Below are 23,828 nucleotides of genomic sequence, written 5' to 3'. Positions count from 1 at the left end.
TCCTCTTAGATAACCGTCGTGCCGGCGGTGGCGCCGGTCCGGGCGAGCCGGACCTTGTCGTTTTTGTCTGACGGTTGCAGCGGGTTGCTGCGACGCGCCATGCACTGGGTAACGGCGTGCGCGGCGGCTTCTTGAGTGCGTTTCGCGAGAAAAACGCCGGGTGCCGCAAACGATTACGTTGTTGCGTCGCAGCACGAACGCGCGTTTGGAACGGCCGGCACGGACGGCGCGGCCAAGCCCGCGCGCGGGTCGATCGGGCGAGACGAGCGGCGCGGGGCGGTTTGCGCGGCACGGAAAACATCGTTCAGGATCGGGCCGCGGCGGAAGGTTGTTTACGCTTCCCCTGATGTGACGCGAATATTGTCGGGCGTAGGATCGCGATTCGATCAACGTTTCGTCAGGAGACACGCATGGATCGCCGTTTCCGTTGGCTCGCCGTCGCGCTGGCCTGTGCGCTGGCCGGCACCGCGCACGCGCAGGCCCTTACCGGTACGCTGAAGAAAATCAAGGACACGGGTGTCGTGTCGCTGGGCATTCGCGAATCGTCGGTGCCGTTTTCGTATTCGGACAACCAGCAGAAGAACATCGGCTACTCGCGCGACATCGCGTCGCGCATCATCGATCAGTTGAAGACGGACCTGAACCTGCCGAACCTCGCGGTGAAGGAAATCCCGATCACGTCGCAAAACCGGATTCCGCTGCTGCAGAACGGGACGATCGACTTCGAATGCGGCTCGACGACGAACACGCTCGAACGCCAAAAGCAGGCCGCGTTCTCGAACAGCATCTTTTTGTACGGCATCCGTTTCAGCACGCGCAAGGATTCGGGCGTGAAGGATTTTGCGGACCTGGCCGGCAAGACGGTCGCGACGACGGCCGGCACGTCGGACGAGCGCCTGTTGCGCAAGCTCAACGAAGAGAAGGCGATGAACATGACGATCATCAGCGCGAAGGATCACGCCGAAGCGTTCATGAACGTCACGACCGGGCGCGCGGTCGCGTTCGTGATGGACGAGCCGCTGCTGTACGGCGAGATCGCGAAGGACCGCAACCCGGTTGCGTACACGGTCACCGGTACGCCGCTCGTTCACGAAAACTACGCGTGCATGATGCGCAGGGACGATCCGGCGTTCAAGCGCGTCGTCGACGGCGTGATCGCGAAGATGCAGACCTCGGGCGCGGCCGAGAAGCTGTACGACCAGTGGTTCATGCAACCGATTCCGCCGAAGGGCGTGAGCCTCAACTATCCGCTGTCGGCGGAGATGAAGCAGCTGTTCAAGAATCCGACGGACCAGGCGCAGTACTGATTCGGCCGGCGCAATGAAAAACCGCCGGCGTATGCCGGCGGTTCGAGCGTGCCGCGCCGGGTGGCGCGAAGCGTGTCAGGCCTTGATTTCCGGGCCGCGTGCGGCGGGTGCGACAGGTGCGGCCGGCGTTGCCGGGGCCGCCGAACGCGCCGGCGGCTGTGCCGGCACGAGGACGACGACCGGTTCCGGCATCGCCCAGAGCGGCATCGCGAAGCCGACCGTTTGCGGCATCGGCATCGGCATCGCGAACGCGTTGGCGAGCGCGATGTGCTGGAGCGCCATCATCTGCTGCTGCATCGCGACCATCTGCGCCTGGGCCGCCTGCATCCGGTACTGCGCGGCCTGCATCTGCCGCAGCGCGGCTGCCGGCGGCATGCCGCCCGACGACGTCTGCATCTCGAAGCTCGCGCCGCCTTGCGGGCTGTGCCAGCTCCACGTGCTGACCTTCATCGGGCCGACGGCCGTCTGGACGACGCGCGTTTCGGCTTTCACGGGCACGGCCTGCCCGTCGACATTGACGAACATCGGTTGGGCGGCCGCCGCCGCGCCGGTCTGCCCGGCCAGCGCGAACACGGGCGCAAGCGCCAGCGCGCCCGCCGCCATATACGAACGGAATCGCATCTTCGTATCTCCATCAAACGAGACTGATCGAATCAACAATGACGTGCGGCTCACGGAGTGAGCCATCCGAGACAATGCGACAGGCGGCTTAAATCAACATTAAAATCGCGGCCGGCCGGGCCGATCGGCGCATTTCGGGACGTGCCGCGATCGGTATTCAACCGCGCCCGCGCCAGGGGCATCCTGTCGTGCGGTGCAACAACGGGCACAATACGGAATTCGCCGCGACCGCACGCATGTTCGCCAATCGAACATGGCGATGCGCCACGGCTGCCTGTCCTCCTTCCCAGTCGTCATGAACGCCACGCTCACTCCCGCGCGCGAGTCGAATTCGCCGCGCTTCCTGCTGTTCCTGATCTGCCTGTTCGCTTCCGCCGGCCAACTCGCGATCGACATCTACGTGCCCGCGTTGCCCGACATGGCCCGTTCGTTCGCGACCACGCCGCAGGCGATCCAGTCCAGCGTGTCCGGCTACATGGCGGCCTACGCGCTCGGGCAGCTGATCTTCGGGCCGATCGCCGACGCCTACGGCCGCAAGCGCGTGCTCGCGTTCGGGCTCGTGATCTACACGATCGGCTGCCTCCTGTCGCTCGGCGCGCCGAACCTCGAGACGTTCGTGCTGGCGCGCTGCCTGCAGGGCTTCGGGATCGCGACCACCAACTTGCTGGCGAAGGCGATCATCACCGATTCGTTCTCCGGCCAGGCGTTGATGCACGCGTTCACGTACATGTCGATCGCGTGGGGGCTCGCGCCGATCGTCGCGCCGGTGATCGGCGCGCACCTGCAGGAATGGTTCGGCTGGCGCGCGTGCCTCGTGTTTCTGCTGGTCTACTCGCTGGCGATGTGGGCGCTGCTGTGGCGCTACCGCGAAACCTTGCCGAAGCCGGTGCATCTCGAGCCGCGCACGTTGATGGCGAACACGGGCAAGGTGCTGGCGAGCCCGGTGTTCCAGAGCTGTTTCCTCGCACAGGGGCTGTGCTACAGCATCCTGCTGGTGTTCAACATCGTCGGGCCGTTCATGGTGCAGACCACGCTGCACAAGCCACCGACCTTCTTCGGTTATCTCGCGCTCGGCATCGGCCTCATGTATTTCCTTGGCGGCTTGTCGAACCGGATTCACGGGCGCGGGCTGCCGAGCGCCGAGCAACGGCTGCGTATCGGTGCGCGCGTGATGGCGGGTGCGTCGGTCGTGATGCTCGTGCTGGCGCTGACCGTCGGCCTGCGTGTGTGGACGCTCGCGACGCCGGTGCTCGTGATGGGCTTCTGCGCGGGCGCGATGTATCCGACGCTGATGGCCAAGGGCAATTCGTTGTTCCCGCATATCGCCGGCCTGACGAGCGCGATTCTCGGCTGTGCGCTGCTGCTCGTGTCGTCCGCGATGATGGGCCTGGCCGGTTTCGTGTCGATTCACGTGCTGACGCCGCTGGCCGTGTTCTTCGTCGCGCTGTCGTTCGTCGTGGTGTGGATGGTGACGAAGCTGCTGCGGTATCTGTCGCAGCAGCAGGCGGCGCCGGTGGTGTGCGGGAGTGAGGAGGCGGCGTAAGCGCCGGCTGCTGATCGACTCATGAACCGGATCCTGCTGAATCGCGTCGCCCGATCCGACGCCGCCGATCTGATCGCCGCCAACCGCGCGAGCCGGAGTCATCATCTGCCGTGGGTCGATTCGTTCGTCGACCAGGCCGGGTTCGACCAATGGTTCGCCCGCTGCCTGACGGGGCCGAACGTCGGATTCGTCGCGCGCGAGCGGGTGTCAGGCGCGGTGGTCGGCGTGGTGTGCCTCAACGAGATCGTCGGCGGCGTGTTTCAGAGCGCTTATCTCGCGTACTACGGCATGGCGGAGGCCAGCCGCAAGGGGCTGATGACGGAAGCGTTGCGCGCGGCGATCGGCGTCGCGTTCGGCGAACTCGGGCTGCACCGTCTCGAAGCGAACATCCAGCCCGGCAACCATGCATCGATCGCGCTGGTTCGACGGCTCGGGTTCAGGCAAGAGGGGTTTTCGCCGCGCTATCTGCGCATCGGCGGCGAATGGCGCGACCACGAGCGCTGGGCGCTACTGGCGGACGACGCGCGCGAAGGCGGCGCCTGACGATCGATTTCCGTCCCGTCGCGCGTCGCTTACAGCGGATGCGCGGCCCCGGCCTGCTGCAACAGCGACACGGCCACCGGATCCGGCAGTCCGTTCGGATCGATTGCCCCAGCCTTGGCCAGCGCGACGAGATCGCTGTCGACGCCCGGTTGCCCGACCACGAACGAAGTGGTCAGGAACGCCGGCGCGGCGAGCGTAACCGCATAGCGCTGCTGCAGGTTCGTCACCACGGCCGATTGCGCGGCCTGCACGATGTCCGGGCTGTTCATCGCCCGCTGGTAGCGCAGGGTGCCCTGGAAATTACCGATCAGCCCGGCCGTGTTCGTCCCGAGTTGCGCCGCGAGATAAACGAGCATCAGCTCGGTCTCGGGCGTCGTATTGAAGGTGCCGCCCGCGTAGGCGAGCGAATGCAGGCTCGCGCTGCCCGACGCCACGGTGATGACGCATGGCAGCGCCGCGTTGAGCGTCACACGGTAGTTGCCGCCGCCGTCCGTCAGCGTCGTGGCCGAGCCCGCCGCGCAATTGACCGTTACTTGCGCGCTCGCGAGCGGGTCGCCCGTCGCGGCCGTGCCCGACAACGAGACGGTTTGCGTGTTGTCGTCGAAGCACGCATCGACGCCGAAGCAGGCATCGCCGTTGCACGCCTGGAGCGCGGCGAGCGTTGCAACGCACAATGCGCCCAGCGCGGGGCGAGTGAAGCGCATAAGGCGAATGTTCATGGTCGCGGGCAATCCGAGAGAATGAGGCAACCGGTGCGCGTGGGGAATGCGGCGCTGTTGCCATTCTATGTCCTGAACCGCGGTGAAAGCGAATACGGCCGGCCGGTCACGCCGGCGCGCCGGCTCAGGGCTTGCGCGCGGCCGGCTTCGCGAACGCGCCGCGCACCTCGAAGCCGATCGCATCCGCGACGTTTCCGCGCGCGTCGACGAGTTCCAGCCGGTGCCGGCCCGGCCACGGTAGCCACGCGACGCGGTCGGCATGGCCGATCACCTTGTCGTCGAGCCGCCACGCGAATTTCGTCGCGCGCCCGGCCGAGCGTTCGAACCAGATCCGCTGGTTCTTCGGCGGAATGTCCGGGTCGATCGCGAAGATCGTGCCGTCGGTCGGCGCGCCGATCGTCAGCGGCGCACGCGCGCCGTCCTTGCCCGGCGCGACGGGCGCCGCGAGCCGGATCGTGTCGACCGCCGTGCCCGCGACGAACCACTCGTTGCGAGCCGGCTCGATGTCGCGCTCGAACGCGATGCGGCGCGTCTCGACACCGGCCGGCGCGCGCGGCGCACGGCTCGGCAGGTCGTGGTGCAGATAGCCGACCACGGCCGACCACACGGGCGCCGCGCCCGTGACGCCCGACACGTCCCACATCGGCGAGCCGTCCGCATTGCCGACCCACACGCCGACCGTATAGTGCGACGTGAAACCGACGGTCCAGTTGTCGCGCATGTCCTTGCTCGTGCCGGTCTTGACCGCCGAGAAGAAGCGCGTCGCGAGCGGGTTGTCGAAGCCGAAGGTGCGCACGCGTGCGTTGTTGTCGGACAGGATGTCGGTGACGACGAAGCTGGCGGCTTCGCTGAACACGCGCGTGCCGGCGTCCGTCCGCGCGGGCGCCGATGCACCGGAGGCCGACGTCGGCGCCGTGGCCGGCAGGTCGACGACCTTGCGCGCGACGCCGCCGTTCGCGAGCGCGCGGTAGGCATTGGTCAGCGACAGCAGCGTGACGTCCGCGCTGCCGAGCGCGAGGCTGAAGCCGTAGTAATCGCCTTCCTGCGCGAGCGGCAGGCCGAGCCCGGTCAGCGTGCGCGCAAAGCGGTGCGGCGTGACGAGCACCAGCGTGCGCACGGCGGGTACGTTCAACGAGCCGCCGAGTGCGCTGCGCACGCTTACCCAGCCCTTGAAATCCTTGTCGTAGTTCTGCGGAATGTACAGGCCGCCGCCGGCGGCGAGGTTGATCGGCGCATCGTCGAGCAGCGACGCGGCTGTCAGCCGTTTTTCGTCGAGCGCCTGCGCATAGAGGAACGGCTTGAGCGTCGAGCCGGCCTGGCGCGGCGCGAGCACGGCGTCGACGTCGCGCGCGCTCGACAGCGCCCCCGACGAGCCGACCCACGCGCGGATCTCGCCGGTCGCGTTGTCGATCACGACCACCGCGCCGTCCTGCACGTTGCGCCGGTGCGCGGGCGCATTGAGTTCGGTCAGCGCGCGCATCAGCGTGTCGCGCGCGAAGCGCTGCAGCGGCGCGTCGAGCGTCGTGCGGACCTGCGCGCCGGCTGCCGGCTTGACTTCGGCCGCGATGCGCCGCGCGAAGTGCGGGGCGAGCGCGGTGCCGTCCGCCGCGATGTCGTTACGCACGGCGTTGGCCGGGCGCGCCGTGACGAGCTGCACGTAACCGTCGAGCGATGCGCACGCCTGCCCGGCATGCATGTCGCGCAGGATCCGGCACGCGCGCTCGGCGATCTTCGCGGGCGCCGCGTTGGGCGCACGCACGAGTGCGGCCGCGATCGCGGCCTCGCGCGCGTCGAGGCCCGATGGCGCCTTGCCGAACAGCACCTGCGACAGCGCGCCGAGCCCGATCGTCTCGCCGCGGAACGGCACGAGGTTCAGGTAGGCCTCGAGGATCTGGTCCTTGCGCCAGCTGCGTTCGAGCCACAGCGCGTTCACGGCCTGCGTGGCTTTCTGCGGCAGCGAGCGCTGGCCCGAGCGGCGCGGCGAATCGCCGAGCAAGCCCGCGAGCTGCATCGTGACGGTCGACGCGCCGCGCGTGCGCTCGTTCCACAGGTTGCCCCACGCGGCCCCGGCAATGCCGCGCCAGTCGACGCCGCTGTGTTCGTAGAAGCGCTTGTCCTCGGACACGACGATCGCCTCGCGGAACGCGGGCGACACGTCGGCGAGCGACACCCATTCGCCGCGCCGTTCGGCGAGGTCGACGCGCGTGCGCTGCAGCGGCGTGCCGTCGCGGGCGAGCAGCACCCAGTCGGAACTGCGCCAGTTGCGGCGCACGTCGTCGTAGCCGGGCAGCGCATGCGCGACGAGCGGCGCGGCCAGCACGACGGCGACGAATACGCGGCCGGCGAAACGCGCCGGCCGCGGCAAAGCCGGATCCATCATCGCGGTCTCGTCACTTGCCCGCGTCGGCCGGCTTCACGGTCATCGGCGGGTTCGGCCACAGGCCGTACACGGACGGTGCATACAGTGCCTCGACGCGCGTCGGCGGCAGTCCGAACGTGCCGACGTTGTTCAGCCGCACCGTGTACTCGACCGAGAATTTGCCCTTCGGCAAATAGTCGTAGTACGCGCGGTAGCCGTCGAAGTCGCGCTCGACGAACGTCGGCCACGCGCCGTCCGGCGTTTTCTCGCCCTGCGTCGCGGCTTCGGAATCGCGACCGAGGCCCGACCCGAGGATCGTCGCACCGGCCGGGATCGGATCGTTGACGGCGACCCACGTCATGTCGCTCTGCGCATCGATGTCGAGATGCACGCGCACGACGTCGCCGCGCGTCAGCACGCCCTTGACGGCGGGCGACACGGGCGTGACGGTCTTGGTGATCCGGTAGCCGGCCGCGAACGGCGAGCGCAGCGGCACGGCCGCGAGACTTTCGACGGTCGCCCACGGGCGGCCGGTGCCGTCCTGCGTGACCGACAGCGTGGCCGGCCCCTGCGACGCACGCGGCCACGGCAGCAGCACGCTGCGCGCGGCGGCCGCGCGGGTCGCGGGTGTGGCCGATGCGGGCGTATCGGCGGGCGCGGCCGATGCCGCCTGCGACCACGAGATCGAGCGCGCGTCGCCGCCGAGTGCAACCTTCGTCGCGCCGGCGACCGGCGTGCTCTCGTAGGTTCGCGAGAAGCGCTCGACCGCGAGCAGGCCGAGCGCGTTGGACGTCGTCGTCTGCCATGCGCCCTGGCGTTGCAGCGCGAGCAGGCCGGCCGTCACGCGCGGCATTTCGTCCTTCCACGCCGGGTCGCCGGCGAATTCCAGCGCGAGACGCGCGGCGTTGGTCTCGTTGCTGGTCATCAACCACCACAGGTCGTCGTCGCGCGCGGTCGAGAACACGAGCTGCGTGCCTTGATACGTGAGGCGCGCCCGCAGGATCTGCTCGACCTGCGCGCGTTTCTCGTCGCGTTGCGGGATGTCCTTCACGCGCGTCAGGATCGCGTGATAGTCGATCACGGCCGACGTTGGCCACTGGTTCGGCGCGATTTCGATCGAGCCGAGCATGCGGCCCTGCGCGGCGCCGTAGCGCGACAGCGCCTCGATCGCGGCGAGCTTGCGCAGGTCGCGATCCTGGCGCGGCGCCCACGCGTTGCGATCGAGGCGGCCGTCGACGAAGCGCGCGAGCCCGGCTTCGATCTGCGTGCGCAGGTCTTCCGGCAGCGCGAAGCGCGGATCGAGACGGCTGGCTTCGTCGGACACCACGAGCAGGTACGACGACAGCGTCGGGCTGCCGTGATGCGAATCGTCCGACGACGGCGGAAAGTAGCTTGCCAGGCCGTCGCTGTCGAGGTAGACGGGCATGCGGGCGATCAGCGCCTGCCATTGCGCAGGGTCGCGCAGCCCGATCGCACGCGACGTCTGCTGTTCGAGGCAGCGGTACGGATAGCGTTCGAACCAGCGCCGCACGCCGGGCAGGCCATCGGCGAGCTTCGACTGCAGCGACACGGCGATGCCGCCGCGCGGTGCGCCCTGGGCGTTGCTCACCGCGCCGGCCGGAGCCGCCACGGGCACCGTCAGCGTGCCGTCGACCTGCGCGAGCGTCGCCTGCTGGACGGTTACCGGCAGCGCGGGCACGACCTTCTGCGCGACGGCCAGCGCGTCGGACGCGCGCTTGCCGCCTTGCTCGGCCGCCTCGATGCGCCAGTTCAGCGCACCGGCCGCATCGAGCGCCTGCTCGGGCACGGTGATCGTCCACGCGACTTCGGTTGCCGCATTCGCCGCCAGCGATACGGTTTGCGGGGCGACGTCGAGGCCCGTCACGCGCGGCGTCACGACGACCTGCATCGCGCGGTCGGTCGTGTTGCGCAGCGTGACCTGCGCGCGGAACGCGTCGCCTTCGCGCACGAGCGGCGGCAGGCCGGAGATCAATTGCAGATCCTGCGTGCTGCGGATCGACGTGCTGCCCGTGCCGAAACGGTCGGGGCCGACCGCCGCGATCGCGACGATCCGGAAGCGCGTGAGCGCATCGTTCAGCGGCACCTCGACGGTTGCGCTGCCGTTCGCGTCGAGCGTCACGCGCGGGTTCCACAGCAGCAGGGTATCGAACAGCTCGCGGGTCGGCGCGCTGCCGCCGCCGCCGCCGGCCGGCACGGCCTTGCGGCCGAAGTGGCGGCGGCCGACGATTTCCATCTGCGCGGTGGCCGTCTCGACGCCGTACGCACGCCGGCGCAGCATCGCGTCGAGCAGGTTCCAGCTGTCGTTCGGCATCAGTTCGAGCAGCGCTTCGTCGACAGCCGCGAGCGCAATCTGCGTGCCGGCCGGTGCCGGCTGGCCGTTCGGCAGCGTGACCTTCACGTGCGCCTGCGCCTTGCTGCGGACCGTGTAGCGCGTCGCGTCGGTCGTCACGGTCACGCCGAGGCGGTGAACGCCCGTGCCGACCTTGATTTCGCCGAGGCCGTAGCGGAACGCGGGCTTCGACAGGTCGACGAACGCGGTCGGCGCCTCGTAGTGGCGGCCTTCGCGCCAGAACGCGCGCGCCCATTCGACCGGCGCCTTCCAGCCCCACGTGAAGAACGAGTACCACGGCACCTCGCGAATCCGGCCGCGCAGCGCGAGCACCGACACGTAGACGTTCGGCCCCCACGATTCGCCGACCTTCAGGTCGACGGTCGGGTTCTTGCCGTTCAGCTCGACGATGTGCGTTTCCATTACGCCGCCGCGCTCGACCGCGACGAGCGCGGTCGCGTAGCGGAACGGCATGCGCACCTGGAAGCGGGCCGTTTCGCCCGGCTCGTACGAGGTTTTCTCGGGGATCACGTCGATCCGGTCGGTGTTGTCGCCGCCGAACCAGAGTTCGTCCTCGCGCGTGACCCATACCGACGTCGATGCATTCGACGTGCGGCCGTCGCCGTCCTTCGCGACCGCGATCAGCTGCACGTTGCCGGCCTGCTCGAGCGTCGCGTCGCAGGCCATGCGGCCCTTGTCGTCGGTCTTGCCCGAGCACAGCACGCCGAGGTCGCGCGTGTCGCTCTTGTTGTCGTATGCATAGAAGCCGCCGACCATCCGCTTGCGCGACGACGTCGTGATGCGCGCGACGCCCTTGATCTCGATCGGCACCGACGCGCGCGGCTTGCCCTGCAGGTCGACCGCCAGTGCCTGCACCGGCACGCGCTGGCCGACCGACACCCAGCGGCCTGCCTTGATGCCGGCCACCACCGCGGCCGGCCACAGGATCGTGTCGCCGCGGATCGTCTGCACTTCGCCGTTCGGATCCGCGAACGTCGCCTCCAGCGCGATGCGCTTCGGCGCGTCGACGTCGGGCAGGTCCTTGAGCGTGACCGAACCCGCGCCGTTGCGATCGAGCGTCAGCGGCAGCTTGTCGGCGATCAGCTTCGTCGCGTCGGGATCGTTGTTCGACGACGACGCGTTGTCGCCGTCCTGCGAATCGTCGTCGGCGTTGCCGTCGCTCGTGTCGGGACGATATGGCGTGAAGCTGAAATCCTCGAAACGATCCGCGAACGGCGGCGACGCCCATTTCATCAGCGCCGACACCTGCACGGGCAGGTTCGATGCGCCGCCGCCCGACACATAGTCGATCTGCACCGCGAGCGGCGCTTCCTTCACGGCGACGAGCGGGCTCTTCTGCGCGTCGCGCGCGCCGATCGAGCCTTTCAGCACCGGCAGGCGGAACGCCTCGACGCGGAAACTGCCGCTGTAATAGGTGGCGGTTGGCGCGTCTTCCGGGCCGTCTTCGAGTTCGACGCTGTACTCGCCGAGCTTCGCGGCGGCCGGCAGCGTGAACTGCGAGTCCGCGCTGTGGTCGGCCGCCCACGTGAGCGGCAGCTTGTACGTCTGGCCCGTGCCGAGATGGCGGATCGTCAGGCGCGTCGGGTATTGCGACGGGAACGCGAGGCTCTGCAGCGTCTCGGTGCGGATGAAATGCTTCATCGACACGGTTTCGCCGGCGCGCAGCAGCGTGCGGTCGAACACGGTATGCGCGCGCACGGTCGGTGCGCTGTCGGTATCGGTCGGCACGTTGAAGCGCCACGATTCGATCCCGCGGTTCCAGCCCGAGCTGACGAACGCCATGTCGGGGCCCGTCTTCGGATCGTCGACGCGCGCCGACACGAAGTAGTCGTCGTAGCGCTGTTCCGACGCGCCGCACGCGCGCTTCGGCTCGAACGGCCCGTCGATCTTCAGCAGGCCTTGCGCGTCGGTCTTGCCGGCCGCGATTTCGTCGCCGTTGCAGTCCGACACGCGGATCTGCGCGTTCGGCACCGGCTTGCCCTTGTCGAGCGTCGTGACCCATACGAGGTTGTTCTCGCGCCCCTGTTTCAGGTGCACGCCGAGGTTCGTGACGAGCACGGTGGTGCGCACGTACATGCTCGACGGCTTCGCGAGCAGCGAGCGGCCGAGCGCGGGCGACGCGAGTTCGAGCACGTAGAAGCCGGGCTTGTCGATCGGCACACCGACCACTTCGAACGGGCGCAGCGTCTTCGGGTCGGCCTTCGGCAGCGTCAGCACCTGCGCGCCGGGCTCGCCCGTCAGCAGCGACAGCGAGCGCACGTCGATGCGGCGGTTTTGCGGCGCGGGCTGCTTCTCGCCGGCCGCGAGCGGCACGTAGACAGGGTGTTGGCCCTTGCGTTCCAGCAGGCCGGGTATCTGGTCGTCGATCGAGCCGGCCGTCATCGACCAGTTGTCGAAGCGATCGACGGTGCGCATCCATTGGCGGATCGCGGTGTCGTTCTCGACCTTCAGGTTCGCGAATTGCGCGCCGCCCGCATTGAGGCCGGCGATATGCAGGTCGGCCTCGACGTTGCGCAGCGTGACGGGCACCAGCGCGGGCGTACCGGGTTCGGCGAAGCGCTCGACGATCCCGAAGGTGCCCGACGAGAATTTCGCGAGCGGCGGCATCGGCGCGGTACGCGTCGCGAGCGGGAACAGGTCGGCGTTGGACAGCGGCCGGTCGGTCACGTCGCGCAGGCCCGACGGCAGCTCGACGGTCAGCGCAGCCTGAGCGGGCAGCGGCGGGTTGAACGTGACGGTCGTCACTTCCTCGCTGTGGTCGTCGGCCGCGAAGGTCGGCGACAGCGAACCGTCGGGGCCGCGCAGCTTGATCGCGTCGGCCTGCTTGCGCGAGATCGGCGCGTTGAACGACAGCGTGAGCGGGCGCAGCGGCGTGCAGGGCGCCTTCGCGTTCTCGCGTTCGCACGAGAAGCTCGCGGCGAACGGTGCGCGCACGGTGAAATCGAAACGCCGTTCGGTTTCGTTCGCGATGCCACTCGGGCTCGCGACGCCCTTGCCGTACACCAGCTGCACCTTCGCGCTCGCCGGCAGCGCCTGCGAACACGACAGCGTCAGCACGCGCGCCGCCTCTTTCTTCAACCCGAAATGATCGAGCAGGGCGTTGCGCGTATCGTCGTCGGCCGCCGCGACGGGAATGCGGTTGCCGATGCCGGCCGCTTCGCACCAGATGTTCGCGAGCGCCGAGCGCGGCTCGGCCGGGCCGTTCAGCTTCATCACGAAGACCTGCCGCTCCTCGATCTCGCGCGAGCCGGGGCGCACCGACACCGGAAACGGGCCGCCCGTCTGGAACGTGAAGCGACGCGGGCCGCTGACCGCATTGCCCGCGACCGAACGCAGCGTGTCGTTGAGCGCGACCGAGCAGCGTACGCCGGGCGGCAGGTCGCTTTCGAAATCGTAAACCCAGGTCTTGTCGTCGAGCCAGTGGCCCTGGCCGCGTGCGGCCGCCGAATCGTTGCAGCTCACGCGCGCCGGATTCGGCGCGGAGGCCGAGCCGAAGGCGACCATCGGTTCGTCGAACTTGACGACGCTCTGCCGGACTTCGGTGACGGTGCCTTGCGGCGACACGCTCACCGTGCGCGCCGCGCCCGCATGCAGCGACAGGGCCGCGGCGCCGCCGAGCGCCGCCACGGCGCCGATGCGCCAGAGCAGCCGGGTCGTGTGGTTGATTCGATGCTTTTGTTTGTTGTGCTTGTCGCGCTGCTTCATCGCTCGATTGCCCTCGGAGGGAAGCTTTCTGTTTGATTGCACGGGATTCTAACCGACCGTCATGCGCGCGCAGCATGGCATGCAATGTGTCGCCGGCGCGCGACACGGGGGTGCGTGCCGCAGATTTGTCGCGTCGACGACACAAAAATGCAGCGAAATGTCGATTGTCACGGATTGCGGAACATTAAATGGACTATAAAAAGATTGTTTGATCCGGCGTGTGCGCGTACATTGCAGGTCCGCGCCAATGTTTGAGAAATATCAAGCGTGGTTTTCCCGAATCCGGTGTTCGAGAGAAGGAAACATGCACAACGACAACACCCCCCAATCGCGTCGTGACAACGACGCAGCCGCAACCGGCATCACGCGGCGTCAATGGCTGCAGGGCGCACTGGCGCTGACGGCGGCGGGCCTCACGGGCTCGCTGGCGTTGCGGGCCCTGGCCGACGATCCCGGCACCGCGCCGCTCGATACGTTCATGACGCTTTCCGAAGCATTGACCGGCAAGAAAGGGCTGAGCCGCGTCACCGGCCAGCGCTATCTGCAGGCCTTGCAGAAGGGCTCGTTCAAGACGGCCGACAGCCTGCCGCAGCTCGCCGGCGCGCTCGCATCCGGCTCGCTGAATCCCGACCAGGAATCGCTCGCACTGACGATTCTCGGCGCGTGGTATCTCGGCATCGTCGACAACGTCGTGATTACCTACGAAGAAGCATTAATGTTCAGCGTGGTGTCCGATACGCTCGTGATCCCTTCGTATTGCCCCAACAAACCCGGCTTCTGGGCCGAAAAACCGATCGAGAGGCAAGCCTGATGGCCGATACCGATACGCAAAAAGCCGACGTCGTCGTCGTCGGATCGGGTGTCGCCGGCGCGATCGTTGCACACCAGCTCGCGATGGCGGGCAAGTCCGTGATCCTGCTGGAAGCCGGCCCGCGCATGCCGCGCTGGGAAATCGTCGAGCGCTTTCGCAACCAGCCCGACAAGACCGACTTCATGGCGCCGTACCCGTCGAGCCCGTGGGCCCCGCATCCGGAATACGGCCCGCCGAACGACTACCTGATCCTGAAGGGCGAGCACAAGTTCAACTCGCAGTACATCCGCGCGGTGGGTGGCACGACGTGGCACTGGGCCGCGTCGGCGTGGCGCTTCATTCCGAACGACTTCAAGATGAAGACCGTGTACGGCGTCGGCCGCGACTGGCCGATCCAGTACGACGACCTCGAGCATTACTACCAGCGTGCCGAGGAAGAGCTCGGCGTGTGGGGCCCGGGCCCCGAGGAAGATCTGTACTCGCCGCGCAAGCAGGCGTATCCGATGCCGCCGCTGCCGCTGTCGTTCAACGAGCAGACCATCAAGAGCGCGCTCAACGGCCATGACCCGAAGTTCCACGTGGTGACCGAGCCCGTCGCGCGCAACAGCCGCCCGTACGACGGCCGGCCGACCTGTTGCGGAAACAACAATTGCATGCCGATCTGTCCGATCGGTGCGATGTACAACGGCATCGTCCACGTCGAGAAGGCCGAGCAGGCCGGCGCGAAGCTGATCGACAGCGCGGTCGTCTACAAGCTCGAGACGGGGCCGGACAAGCGCATCGTCGCCGCGATCTACAAGGACAAGACGGGCGCCGACCATCGCGTCGAGGGCAAGTACTTCGTGCTCGCCGCGAACGGCATCGAGACGCCGAAGATCCTGCTGATGTCCGCGAACCGCGATTTCCCGAACGGCGTCGCGAACAGCTCGGACATGGTCGGGCGCAACCTGATGGACCACCCGGGCACCGGCGTGTCGTTCTACGCGAGCGAGAAGCTGTGGCCGGGCCGCGGCCCGCAGGAGATGACGTCGCTGATCGGTTTCCGCGACGGCCCGTTCCGCGCGACCGAAGCCGCGAAGAAGATCCACCTGTCGAACATGTCGCGCATCAACCAGGAGACGCAGAAGATCTTCAAGGCCGGCAAGCTGATGAAGCACGAGGAGCTCGACGCGCAGATCCGCGACCGTTCCGCACGCTACGTGCAGTTCGACTGCTTCCACGAAATCCTGCCGCAACCCGAGAACCGCATCGTGCCGAGCAAGACGGCCACCGACGCGATCGGCATCCCGCGCCCCGAGATCACGTATGCGATCGACGATTACGTGAAGCGCGGCGCCGTGCACACGCGCGAGGTTTACGCGACGGCCGCGAAGGTGCTCGGCGGCACCGACGTCGTATTCAACGACGAGTTCGCGCCGAACAACCACATCACCGGCGCGACGATCATGGGCGCGGATGCACGCGACTCGGTCGTCGACAAGGACTGCCGGACGTTCGACCATCCGAACCTGTTCATCTCGAGCAGCTCGACGATGCCGACCGTCGGTACGGTGAACGTGACGCTGACGATCGCGGCGCTCGCGCTGCGGATGTCGGACACGCTGAAGAAGGAAGTCTGACCGTGCGGAAATCTACTCTCACCTTCCTCCTCGCCGGCTGCCTCGCGCTGCCCGGCCTCGCGCGCGCGGCCGATTCGGCCGATCCGGCGCAGGTCAAGCGCGGCGAATACCTCGCGGTCGCGGGCGACTGCATGGCCTGCCACACCGCGAAGGGCGGCAAGCCGTTCGCGGGCGGCCTCGGTATGCCGGTGCCGATGCTCGGCAAGATCTATACGAGCAACATCACGCCCGACCCCGATACGGGCATCGGCACCTGGACGTTCGACGACTTCGAGCGTGCGGTGCGTCATGGCGTGTCGAAGAACGGCGACAACCTGTACCCGGCGATGCCGTACGTGTCGTATGCGAAGATCAACGACGACGACGTGCAGGCGCTGTACGCGTACTTCATGCACGGCGTCGAACCGGTCAAGCAGGCGCCGCCGAAGAACGAGATCCCCGCGCTGCTGAGCATGCGTTGGCCGCTGAAGATCTGGAACTGGCTGTTCCTGAAGGACGGCGTCTACCAGCCGAAGCCGGCGCAGAGCGCCGAGTGGAACCGCGGCGCGTATCTCGTGCAGGGCCTTGCGCACTGCAGCACGTGCCATACGCCGCGCGGCATCGCGATGCAGGAGAAGTCGCTCGACGAAACGGGCGGCAGCTTCCTGTCGGGCTCGGTGCTCGCGGGTTGGGACGGCTACAACATCACGTCCGACCCGAACGCGGGGATCGGCGGCTGGACGCAGCAGCAGCTCGTCCAGTATCTGCGCACCGGCAGCGTGCCGGGCCTTGCGCAGGCGGCCGGCCCGATGGCCGAGGCGATCGAGCACAGCTTCTCGAAGATGACCGAAGCCGACATCGGCGCAATCTCGACGTACATCCGCACGGTGCCGGCCGTGGCCAGCGGCGACGCGAAGCAGTCGCGCTCGTCGTGGGGCAAGCCGGCCGAGGACGGCCTGAAGCTGCGCGGCGCGGCGCTCGCGTCGTCGGGCATCGATCCGGCCCGGCTGTATCTCGGCAACTGCGCGACCTGTCACCAGATGCAGGGGAAGGGCACGCCGGACGGTTACTACCCGCCGCTGTTCCATAACTCGACGGTCGGTGCGTCGAATCCGACCAACCTCGTGCAGGTGATCCTGAACGGCGTGCAGCGCAAGGCCGGTAGCGAGGACGTCGGGATGCCGGCGTTCCGCCACGAGTTGTCGGATGCGCAGATCGCCGCGCTGACGAACTACCTGACCGGGCAGTTCGGCAATCCGGCTGCGAAGGTGACCGAGCAGGACGTCGCGAAGCTGCGCTGACGCGACACGCGACGAAGCAGGGCGACAACGTAAAAGAGGAGGAGCACAGCACATCGGGCAGGCCCCGATGCCGGTTGTTGCAGAGCGGGGCGGCGGCGCGGATGGCCGTCCGCCCCGGTTCACAGGCAATCCGGTGCGTGCGATTGCGCGCATCGTTTTCGTTGATCACACCATGACACCGAATCAACCGTTTCTCGCGTCCCAGCGCGATGTGCTGCTGCTGCTTGCCCGAATCCTGATCGTGATCCTGTTCGTGATGTTCGGCTGGAAGAAGATTATCGACTTCTCCGGTACGATCGCGTTCATGGGTAGCGAGGGCGCGCCGGCGCCGATCATCTCGGCGGCGATCTCCGTCGTGATGGAGCTGTTCGTCGGGATTGCGATCCTGATCGGCTTCCAGACGCGGCCGCTCGCGCTGTTGCTTGCGCTGTATACGATCGGCACCGCCGTTATCGGTCACCATTACTGGACGATGACGGGCGGCGAGCAGATCAACAACATGATTCATTTCTACAAGAACATCGCGATCTCGGGCGGCTTGCTCGCGCTCTGCGCGGCCGGCCCCGGACGTTTTTCGCTCGATCGCGGATAAGCAGACCCGAGGCGCGTGCATGGGGCGCGCGTCGGACGGTCGAGACTTCGAGGGGGCATCATTTTGCGACTCAAATACTTCGCATGGCTGATTGCGGCCGCCACGCCAGCGGCTGCGTTTGCACAGACGAGCGTCACGCTGTATGGCCGGATCGACGGCGGCATCGAATACCTGAACCACATCGCGAAGCCGAACGGCGGCAGCGGGACGCGCTGGAGCGCGGAAAGCGGCGACTGGGGCACCAGCATGTTCGGGTTGAAGGGCGTCGAGGATCTCGGCGGCGGGCTGTCGACGGTGTTCAACCTGGAAACCGCGTTCCAGGTGATGAACGGCCAGACGGGCGGCGGACGCATGTGGTCGCGGCGCGCATACGTCGGGTTGAAGAGCAACACGTGGGGCCAGTTGCAGGCCGGCCGCAACCTGTTCATCGACAGCGACGGCGTGTGGGAATTCGATCCGTTCGTCCAGCAGGCATTTTCGTCGGCGTCGCTCGTGCGTGGCCGCAACTGGCAGCAGACCAGCAACAATATCGAATATCACAGCCCGGTGATCGGCGGCTTCGACGTGCAGGCGCAATACGCGTTCGGCAATCAGTCGCGCGGCTTCAACTACGGCGCGGCCGACGATTTCGGCCGCTCGGACGGGATCATGATCTCGTACCATTCGCCGGTGCTCGACGTGCGCGGTATCTACGACGAGCTGCGCGACAACAACGGCAAGTTCAGCAATATCTTCACCGCGTCGCGCGAGTACTTCGTCGGCGCGAACGTGAAGGTGTCGAAGTTCAAGATCCAGGGGGCGTACACGCACTACCAGGCGCCGGACAGCCCGGCCGGTGTTGCCGACCGTGCCGATCATTACTGGCTCGGCGCGACCTATTCGGCGACGCCGCAGTGGGCCGTGACGGGCGGCGGGTATTACGTGAAGGTGGGTGACGGCGGCGGCGATGCGTCGCATGACCCGTCAGGGCACGCGATGATGTACGTGCTCGGCACCACGTACAACCTGTCGAAACGCACGTTCCTGTACGGCACGGTTGCGTATGTGCGCAACGGCGGGAATTCGAATTTCTCGCTGCTCGCGACGCCGCGTGACGCAACGTCGGGGACGAGCCCGATGACGGGCGAGTCGCAGACGGGCGCGTATGTGGGGATGATGCATACGTTCTGAGCACGGGCGGTTTGGGTAGGTGAAGAAGGCACGGGCGGTGAAGGTCCGTGCCTTTTTGCGTTTACGCCGGCTGCCGTATCGTTGCTGTCCGGGACGTGACGCGATATGGTCTCGACAAGCACTCACCTGCTTCGAGGCCAGTCCTGTTCTCGAAAGTCGGTATGACGCGTCGAGCGATCGACATAGCGAGCTCGGTAAATTGACGGTTCATGCCGACGCGATTGCAACGCGCACGCTCGCGCATCGCCGTCCGATCGGCGCCGTGCTTCAGAACACGCATGCGTCGGTCGTCGTCAGCGTCGCAAACGGCCCGCCGAGCGTCGCATTATGATGCGCGACGATCCGCTCGGCCGGCAGCGCTGGTGTATCCATACAGGTGTGCGCATCGGCAACGAGTACCGGGCGAAAGCCGAGATCGGCGGCCGCACGGCACGTCGTATCGACGCAGTACTGCGTTTTCATCCCCGCGATCACGATCTCGCCGATACCAGCCGCATGCAACCACTCGGCGAGTCGCGTGCCCGCGAAGCAGCTCGGCCGCGTCTTGTCGAACACGATGTCGCGTGCGGTATCGATCGCAAGCTCCGGCAGCAGTGCGGCCAGCGGCGCGTCGGATGCGATCGGCGAGCCGGCCGGGCCGACGTGACGCACGGCGAACACGGGGGCACCGCTGTCATGTGCGCGGCGAATCAGCCGGTTGATATTGGTTAGCACGCGTTCGCCGTCATGCGGGCGATCGGGGCCATGAAACAACCCGACCTGCATATCGATCACGAGCAGCGCGCGTTTCGGGGAAGGGGCTTCGGACATCGCGTTTCTCCTGAGTGGCCGATGCAGACGGAGAAACGACGAGACCCCGTCCGGAACCGGCGGGGCCTGTGGGAATCGGTGACGCTACGATCTTGCGCGCACTCGCCGCACGGGCCCGCCAAAGGCGGTCGTGCGCGTGGTCGTCGAAAGGGTGATCGGAGCGTCGTGCATGGCTCGATGATGCCCGATGCGCGCGCGTGACGTCAATTACTGTTCACGTGCCGCGCACCGTCCGCCGCTCAATCCAGCGCCTTCCCCGCCTTCTCGTCCATGAAACGAATCGCAAGCAACGTCATCGCGCCGCAGCCGATCGCATACCACGCCGGCGCATTCGGATCTCCGGTCGCCGCGATCAGCCACGTGACGAAGAACTGCGCGAAGCCGCCGAAGATCGCGACGCCGACGCTATACACCAGCGCACCGCCCGTCGCACGCACTGCCCGCGGAAACAACTCGCCGAGCATCGCGCCGGTCGCGCCGATGTTGATCGCATGCACGATCGACAGCGCGGCGATGATCGACAGCAGCGACGCGGCGCCCGGCCAGCGATTCAGTGCGATGAACGCCGGGTAGATCGCGGCCATCAGCACGATGCGTGTCCACCAGACGATCCGGTTGCGCCCATACACGTCCGACAGAAGGCCGCCGATCGGCGTCACGAGCATCAGGATCGCACCGGCGACGCAGCCGGCCGTCATCGACAGCCAGGTCGGCAAGTGCAGCACCTGCACGCCATAGATCGCCATGTAGAACACGATGATGTAGTGGATCGACGTGCCGCCGATCGTCACGCCGAGGCCCGCGAATACGGCCTTGGCGTGATGGCGCAGCACGTCGGCGAGCGGCAGCGATGCGACCGGCTCGTCGTGTGCGGCGGCCGGGGCGGCAGCAGGCACTTCCTCGACGGTGCGGCGCAACCAGTAGCCGAGCGGCACGAACAGCGTGCCGATGATGAACGGCACGCGCCAGCCCCAGCTTTCGAGTTGCGCAGCGCTCAGCGTCGACGTCAGCGCGACGCCGGTGAGTGCGCCCGCGAGCGCGGCGAGCCCCTGGCTCGAGAACTGGAACGACGCATAGAAACCGCGACGATGCTGCGGCGCCTGTTCGAGCAGCAGCGTCGTCGATGCACCGACTTCGCCGCCCGACGCGAACCCCTGCAGCAGCCGTGCGAGCACGAGCAGCAGCGGCGCGGCGATGCCGATCTGCGCGAAGGTCGGCGCGACCGCGATCGTCGCGGTACCGAGCGCCATCAGCAGCAGCGTGAGGATCATCGCCTTCTTGCGGCCGGCGCGGTCCGCATACATGCCGATCACGAGGCCGCCGAGCGGACGTGTGACGAAGCCGACACCGAAGCTCGCGACCGCGAGCATCAGTTGCCCGAACGACGAATGCACGGGAAAGAACAGCTTGCCGATCAGGATCGCGAAGAAGCTGTAGACCGTGAAGTCGTAGAACTCGAGCGCGTTGCCGACGGCGGCGGCCGCGATCAGCCGGCGCTTCTTCGCGGCGGCGCGGGCATCGACCGGCGTGCCGGCGAACGAAATGGCGGACGTTTCCATGGGTTCCCTTGCTTTGAGCGCGGAACTGCGTGTTGAAAGGCTGTCAGGCCGCGAGCCAGGCTTCGGCGACGCGAACCCAGTAGCTCGCGCCGATCGCGAGGATGTCGTCGTTGAAGTCGTAGCCGGGGTTGTGCACCATGCAGCCGCCCTTGCTGCCGATTCCGTTGCCGATGAACGCGTAGCAGCCGGGGCGCGCTTCGAGCATGAACGCGAAATCCTCGCTGCCCATCAGCGGCGCGGTGTCGGTTTCGACGCGTTCCGCGCCGAGCATCTGGCATGCGATGTCGGCCGCGAACGCGGTTGGTTCCGCGTGATTGACGAGCACCGGGTAGCCATAGTCGTAGTCGACCTCCGCGGTGACGCCGAAGCTTTCCGCCTGGCCCTTCACGAGCGCCTCGATGCGGCGCGCGAGCAGGGCGCGCACGTCGGCGTTCAGCGCGCGCACCGACAATTTCATCACGACGGTTTCGGGAATGATGTTGAACGTTTCGCCGGCCTGCACGCTGCCGACGGTGATCACGGCCGCATGCTGCGCGTCGACCTCGCGTGCGACGATCGTCTGCAGCGCGACCATGATGCTGCCCGCGGCCGACATCGGATCGCGCGCGAAATGCGGCATCGCGCCGTGGCCGCCGACGCCGCGCAGCGTGATCGTCACGCGGTCGGCCGACGCCATCGCGGCGCCGGTGCGGAACGCCATGTCGCCGGCCGCGCGGCCCGGCATGTTGTGGATCGCGAAGATCGCGTCGCACGGGAAACGGTCGAACAGGCCGTCGTCCATCATCGCCTTCGCGCCGCCGAAGTTTTCCTCGGCGGGCTGGAAGATCAGGTTCAGCGTGCCGGAGAACCGGCGCGTTGCCGCGAGGTGGCGCGCCGCGCACAGCAGCATCGCGGTGTGACCGTCGTGGCCGCATGCATGCATCTTGTTCGCGTGACGGCTTGCGTAGGGCAGCCCCGTGGCTTCCGAGAGCGGCAGCGCGTCCATGTCGGCGCGCAGCCCGACCGTGCGTGTGCCTTGCCCTTCGCGTAGCACGCCGACCACGCCCGTCTTGCCGATACCGCGATGCACTTCGTAGCCCCAGCCGGTGAGCAGCTCGGCGACGAGGTCGCTCGTGAGCGTTTCTTCGAATGCGAGTTCGGGGTGGGCGTGAATGCGGCGGCGCACTTCGACGAGCTCGGGGGCGATGGCGGCGATGGCCGGGATGACGGGGTTCGCGGCTTGCAGCATGGTGTCTCCTGTGGGGCCGGTGGGGCGTTTGACGCGCATGTGACGACCAAGCATATAAATTTCTTTTGCGTACCAGAAGCTGCTAAATTGCTTTGGTGCACACTGTCGGTTGCCGCTCGGGAATACCCTGAGCCATTGCGCGGCCGGCCGCACAGGGTTTCCACGGATCACGCATTGCCGCCATGAAATACCACCAGCTGAAAGCGTTCGTCACCGCCGCGGAAGAAGGGAGCATTCGCGCGGCCGCGCGGCGCCTGAACGTGTCGCCGGCTGCGCTCACGAAGGCGGTCAAGGAACTGGAGATCGCGCTCGGCGTATCGCTCGTCGTGCGCACCGCACGCGGCGTGCAGCTGACCGCGTTCGGCCAGCAACTGCAGGTGCGCGCGCGGCTGATCGTCGCCGAAATGCAGCGCGCCCGCGACGACATCGAGCAGGCACAGGGCGCGATGACGGGTTCCGTCGCGGCGGCGATCACGCCGGCGGCGGCGGTGACGATCCTGCCCGACGCGTTTCGTGCGTTCCGGCGCCGCTTTCCGGTGGCGCGCGTCAATCTGATCGAAGGATTTCCTGGCGTCGCGCTGCCGCGCCTGCACGACGGTTCGCTCGATTTCGCGGTGGCCGTCGTCGTCCCCGAGTTGCTGGCGGCCGAGTTCGATCACGCGGAACTCTATGCGAGCCGTTCGCTGATCGTCGCGCGCAAAGGACATCCGCTCGCGTCGGCCACGTCGCTCGCCGATCTCGTCGAAGCCGACTGGCTGATGAATCCGTCGCCGGAAAGCTCGACACAGGTGCTGTTCAACTCGTTCGTCGCGTACGGGTTGCCGGTGCCGGCGCGCGTCGTCGAATGCCCGAGCTTCGGTCTCGCGCACAGCCTGATGACCGGTTGCGACCTGATCGCATCGATGCCCGAGCAATTGTTGCAAGGCGAATGGGCGCGCGATCAGCTCGCGGTACTGCCGATCCGCGAGCGCTTGCCGGCCGTATCGGTGCAGGTCGTCACGCGCCGCGACAGCCCGCTGACGCCGGCCGCGGCGATGCTGCTCGATTGCCTGCGCGATTCCGCGCGGCGCAAGGGATTGCGGTGAGCCGTCACCCCGCGCAGATCACGTAGTGATCCTGACGATCGTGTGCCCGGCATGCGCGGGCCGCATGCGGTTCCGACGCACGTTGCGCGAGCCGGTATCATAGCGGCCGGCCCGCCGCTACGGCCGGCCTCCCACTCCATCGCCATCCGGCATCCAGCAATCAGAGGCATCACATGACCAGTGCAACCCAATTCGACAACGTATCGGTCGTCAAGCGCGCGAACGTCTATTTCGACGGCAAGTGCGTGTCGCATACCGTGCTCTTCCCGGACGGCACGCGCAAGACGCTCGGCGTGATCCTGCCGTGCGCGCTCAACTTCGGCACGGATGCACCCGAATTGATGGAAGTGCAGGCCGGCAAGTGCCGCGTGAAGCTCGACGGCAGCAGCGAATGGCAGACCTACGGCGCCGGCGAATCGTTCTCCGTGCCGGGCAAGAGCCGCTTCGACATCGAAGTGCTCGAGACGCTCGATTACGTCTGCAGCTACCTGTAAGACGCTTTCCGC

17 protein-coding genes are annotated in these 23,828 nt (G+C 67.4%); 10 read left to right on the top strand and 7 right to left on the bottom strand.

Annotation, left to right across the window (positions count from 1 at the left end):
• The first annotated feature begins 410 nt into the window (after window positions 1–410).
• Window positions 411–1,307, top strand: coding sequence for a glutamate/aspartate ABC transporter substrate-binding protein (locus WT97_RS10510; protein WP_060353385.1), 897 nt, complete (start codon window positions 411–413; stop codon window positions 1,305–1,307).
• 75 nt (window positions 1,308–1,382) lie between these two features.
• On the opposite strand, the gene WT97_RS10505 is transcribed toward WT97_RS10510, so the two are convergent.
• The gene (locus WT97_RS10505; protein WP_060353384.1) at window positions 1,383–1,928 is read right to left on the bottom strand and encodes a hypothetical protein; all 546 of its coding nucleotides are present in this window, start codon (window positions 1,926–1,928) and stop codon (window positions 1,383–1,385) included.
• A gap of 295 nt (window positions 1,929–2,223) precedes the next feature.
• Between WT97_RS10505 and WT97_RS10500 the strand changes: the two genes are divergently transcribed.
• Together WT97_RS10500 and WT97_RS10495 are read left to right on the top strand one after the other, a co-directional pair.
• The gene (locus WT97_RS10500) at window positions 2,224–3,471 is read left to right on the top strand and encodes a multidrug effflux MFS transporter (protein WP_060032063.1); all 1,248 of its coding nucleotides are present in this window, start codon (window positions 2,224–2,226) and stop codon (window positions 3,469–3,471) included.
• 21 nt (window positions 3,472–3,492) lie between these two features.
• Window positions 3,493–4,014, top strand: coding sequence for a GNAT family N-acetyltransferase (locus tag WT97_RS10495; RefSeq protein ID WP_060353383.1), 522 nt, complete (start codon window positions 3,493–3,495; stop codon window positions 4,012–4,014).
• Window positions 4,015–4,043: 29 nt separating this feature from the next.
• Here WT97_RS10495 and WT97_RS10490 read toward each other — a convergent pair whose 3' ends face one another.
• The 3 genes from WT97_RS10490 to WT97_RS10480 form a co-directional block, all read right to left on the bottom strand.
• Window positions 4,044–4,733, bottom strand: a complete 690-nt coding sequence (locus WT97_RS10490; protein WP_060353466.1) for a hypothetical protein — start codon at window positions 4,731–4,733, stop codon at window positions 4,044–4,046.
• A 124-nt stretch (window positions 4,734–4,857) separates the two neighbouring features.
• On the bottom strand, window positions 4,858–7,113 hold the full coding sequence (gene pbpC / locus WT97_RS10485; protein ID WP_060353382.1) for a penicillin-binding protein 1C: 2,256 nt from the start codon (window positions 7,111–7,113) through the stop codon (window positions 4,858–4,860).
• A gap of 10 nt (window positions 7,114–7,123) precedes the next feature.
• Window positions 7,124–13,168, bottom strand: coding sequence for an alpha-2-macroglobulin (locus WT97_RS10480; RefSeq protein ID WP_060353381.1), 6,045 nt, complete (start codon window positions 13,166–13,168; stop codon window positions 7,124–7,126).
• Window positions 13,169–13,472: 304 nt separating this feature from the next.
• Here WT97_RS10480 and WT97_RS10475 point away from each other — a divergent pair, with 304 nt between their 5' ends.
• The 5 genes from WT97_RS10475 (at window position 13,473) to WT97_RS10455 (ending at window position 18,640) form a co-directional block, all read left to right on the top strand.
• On the top strand, window positions 13,473–13,979 hold the full coding sequence (locus WT97_RS10475; RefSeq protein WP_034204693.1) for a sugar dehydrogenase complex small subunit: 507 nt from the start codon (window positions 13,473–13,475) through the stop codon (window positions 13,977–13,979).
• On the top strand, window positions 13,979–15,598 hold the full coding sequence (locus WT97_RS10470) for a GMC family oxidoreductase (protein ID WP_059500342.1): 1,620 nt from the start codon (window positions 13,979–13,981) through the stop codon (window positions 15,596–15,598). The genes WT97_RS10475 and WT97_RS10470 overlap by 1 nt, the downstream gene beginning before the upstream one ends.
• A gap of 2 nt (window positions 15,599–15,600) precedes the next feature.
• Window positions 15,601–16,878: a cytochrome c gene (locus WT97_RS10465; RefSeq protein WP_059500343.1), complete on the top strand. Its 1,278-nt coding sequence runs from the start codon at window positions 15,601–15,603 to the stop codon at window positions 16,876–16,878.
• Between the two features lie 172 nt (window positions 16,879–17,050).
• The gene (locus tag WT97_RS10460) at window positions 17,051–17,470 is read left to right on the top strand and encodes a DoxX family protein (protein ID WP_059500375.1); all 420 of its coding nucleotides are present in this window, start codon (window positions 17,051–17,053) and stop codon (window positions 17,468–17,470) included.
• Window positions 17,471–17,533: 63 nt separating this feature from the next.
• Window positions 17,534–18,640, top strand: coding sequence for a porin (locus WT97_RS10455; protein WP_059500344.1), 1,107 nt, complete (start codon window positions 17,534–17,536; stop codon window positions 18,638–18,640).
• 267 nt (window positions 18,641–18,907) lie between these two features.
• On the opposite strand, the gene WT97_RS10450 is transcribed toward WT97_RS10455, so the two are convergent.
• From WT97_RS10450 to WT97_RS10440, 3 genes are all read right to left on the bottom strand, one after another.
• Window positions 18,908–19,450 (bottom strand): cysteine hydrolase family protein, encoded by a 543-nt coding sequence (locus WT97_RS10450; protein WP_060353380.1) that lies wholly within the window; start codon window positions 19,448–19,450, stop codon window positions 18,908–18,910.
• Window positions 19,451–19,689: 239 nt separating this feature from the next.
• Entirely contained in the window at window positions 19,690–21,009 is a 1,320-nt protein-coding gene (locus tag WT97_RS10445) for an MFS transporter (RefSeq protein ID WP_060353379.1), read from the bottom strand.
• 43 nt (window positions 21,010–21,052) lie between these two features.
• Entirely contained in the window at window positions 21,053–22,237 is a 1,185-nt protein-coding gene (locus WT97_RS10440) for a M20 aminoacylase family protein (protein ID WP_095211657.1), read from the bottom strand.
• Window positions 22,238–22,419: 182 nt separating this feature from the next.
• On the opposite strand from WT97_RS10440, the gene WT97_RS10435 reads away from it, so the two are divergent.
• Both WT97_RS10435 and WT97_RS10430 read left to right on the top strand, forming a co-directional pair.
• A complete protein-coding gene (locus WT97_RS10435; protein WP_059505475.1) occupies window positions 22,420–23,322 on the top strand; it encodes a LysR substrate-binding domain-containing protein in 903 nt (300 codons plus the stop codon).
• Window positions 23,323–23,495: 173 nt separating this feature from the next.
• Complete coding sequence (locus tag WT97_RS10430; RefSeq protein WP_006478890.1) at window positions 23,496–23,816, top strand: pyrimidine/purine nucleoside phosphorylase; 321 nt, start codon at window positions 23,496–23,498, stop codon at window positions 23,814–23,816.
• Window positions 23,817–23,828 lie beyond the last annotated feature (12 nt).

This window comes from Burkholderia sp. MSMB1459WGS (assembly GCF_001534535.1).
In the GTDB taxonomy this organism is placed as follows: domain Bacteria; phylum Pseudomonadota; class Gammaproteobacteria; order Burkholderiales; family Burkholderiaceae; genus Burkholderia.
This window is presented reverse-complemented; position numbering and strand designations above follow the sequence as displayed.

What these genes read in the sequence shown, in the direction of transcription:
- WT97_RS10510 (WP_060353385.1), top strand. Translation starts at nt 411, where the DNA reads ATGGATCGCCGTTTCCGTTGGCTCGCCGTCGCGCTGGCCTGTGCGCTG.
- WT97_RS10505 (WP_060353384.1), bottom strand. Translation starts at nt 1,928, where the DNA reads ATGCGATTCCGTTCGTATATGGCGGCGGGCGCGCTGGCGCTTGCGCCC.
- WT97_RS10500 (WP_060032063.1), top strand. Translation starts at nt 2,224, where the DNA reads ATGAACGCCACGCTCACTCCCGCGCGCGAGTCGAATTCGCCGCGCTTC.
- WT97_RS10495 (WP_060353383.1), top strand. Translation starts at nt 3,493, where the DNA reads ATGAACCGGATCCTGCTGAATCGCGTCGCCCGATCCGACGCCGCCGAT.
- WT97_RS10490 (WP_060353466.1), bottom strand. Translation starts at nt 4,733, where the DNA reads ATGAACATTCGCCTTATGCGCTTCACTCGCCCCGCGCTGGGCGCATTG.
- pbpC (WP_060353382.1), bottom strand. Translation starts at nt 7,113, where the DNA reads ATGATGGATCCGGCTTTGCCGCGGCCGGCGCGTTTCGCCGGCCGCGTA.
- WT97_RS10480 (WP_060353381.1), bottom strand. Translation starts at nt 13,168, where the DNA reads ATGAAGCAGCGCGACAAGCACAACAAACAAAAGCATCGAATCAACCAC.
- WT97_RS10475 (WP_034204693.1), top strand. Translation starts at nt 13,473, where the DNA reads ATGCACAACGACAACACCCCCCAATCGCGTCGTGACAACGACGCAGCC.
- WT97_RS10470 (WP_059500342.1), top strand. Translation starts at nt 13,979, where the DNA reads ATGGCCGATACCGATACGCAAAAAGCCGACGTCGTCGTCGTCGGATCG.
- WT97_RS10460 (WP_059500375.1), top strand. Translation starts at nt 17,051, where the DNA reads ATGACACCGAATCAACCGTTTCTCGCGTCCCAGCGCGATGTGCTGCTG.
- WT97_RS10450 (WP_060353380.1), bottom strand. Translation starts at nt 19,450, where the DNA reads ATGTCCGAAGCCCCTTCCCCGAAACGCGCGCTGCTCGTGATCGATATG.
- WT97_RS10445 (WP_060353379.1), bottom strand. Translation starts at nt 21,009, where the DNA reads ATGGAAACGTCCGCCATTTCGTTCGCCGGCACGCCGGTCGATGCCCGC.
- WT97_RS10440 (WP_095211657.1), bottom strand. Translation starts at nt 22,237, where the DNA reads ATGCTGCAAGCCGCGAACCCCGTCATCCCGGCCATCGCCGCCATCGCC.
- WT97_RS10435 (WP_059505475.1), top strand. Translation starts at nt 22,420, where the DNA reads ATGAAATACCACCAGCTGAAAGCGTTCGTCACCGCCGCGGAAGAAGGG.
- WT97_RS10430 (WP_006478890.1), top strand. Translation starts at nt 23,496, where the DNA reads ATGACCAGTGCAACCCAATTCGACAACGTATCGGTCGTCAAGCGCGCG.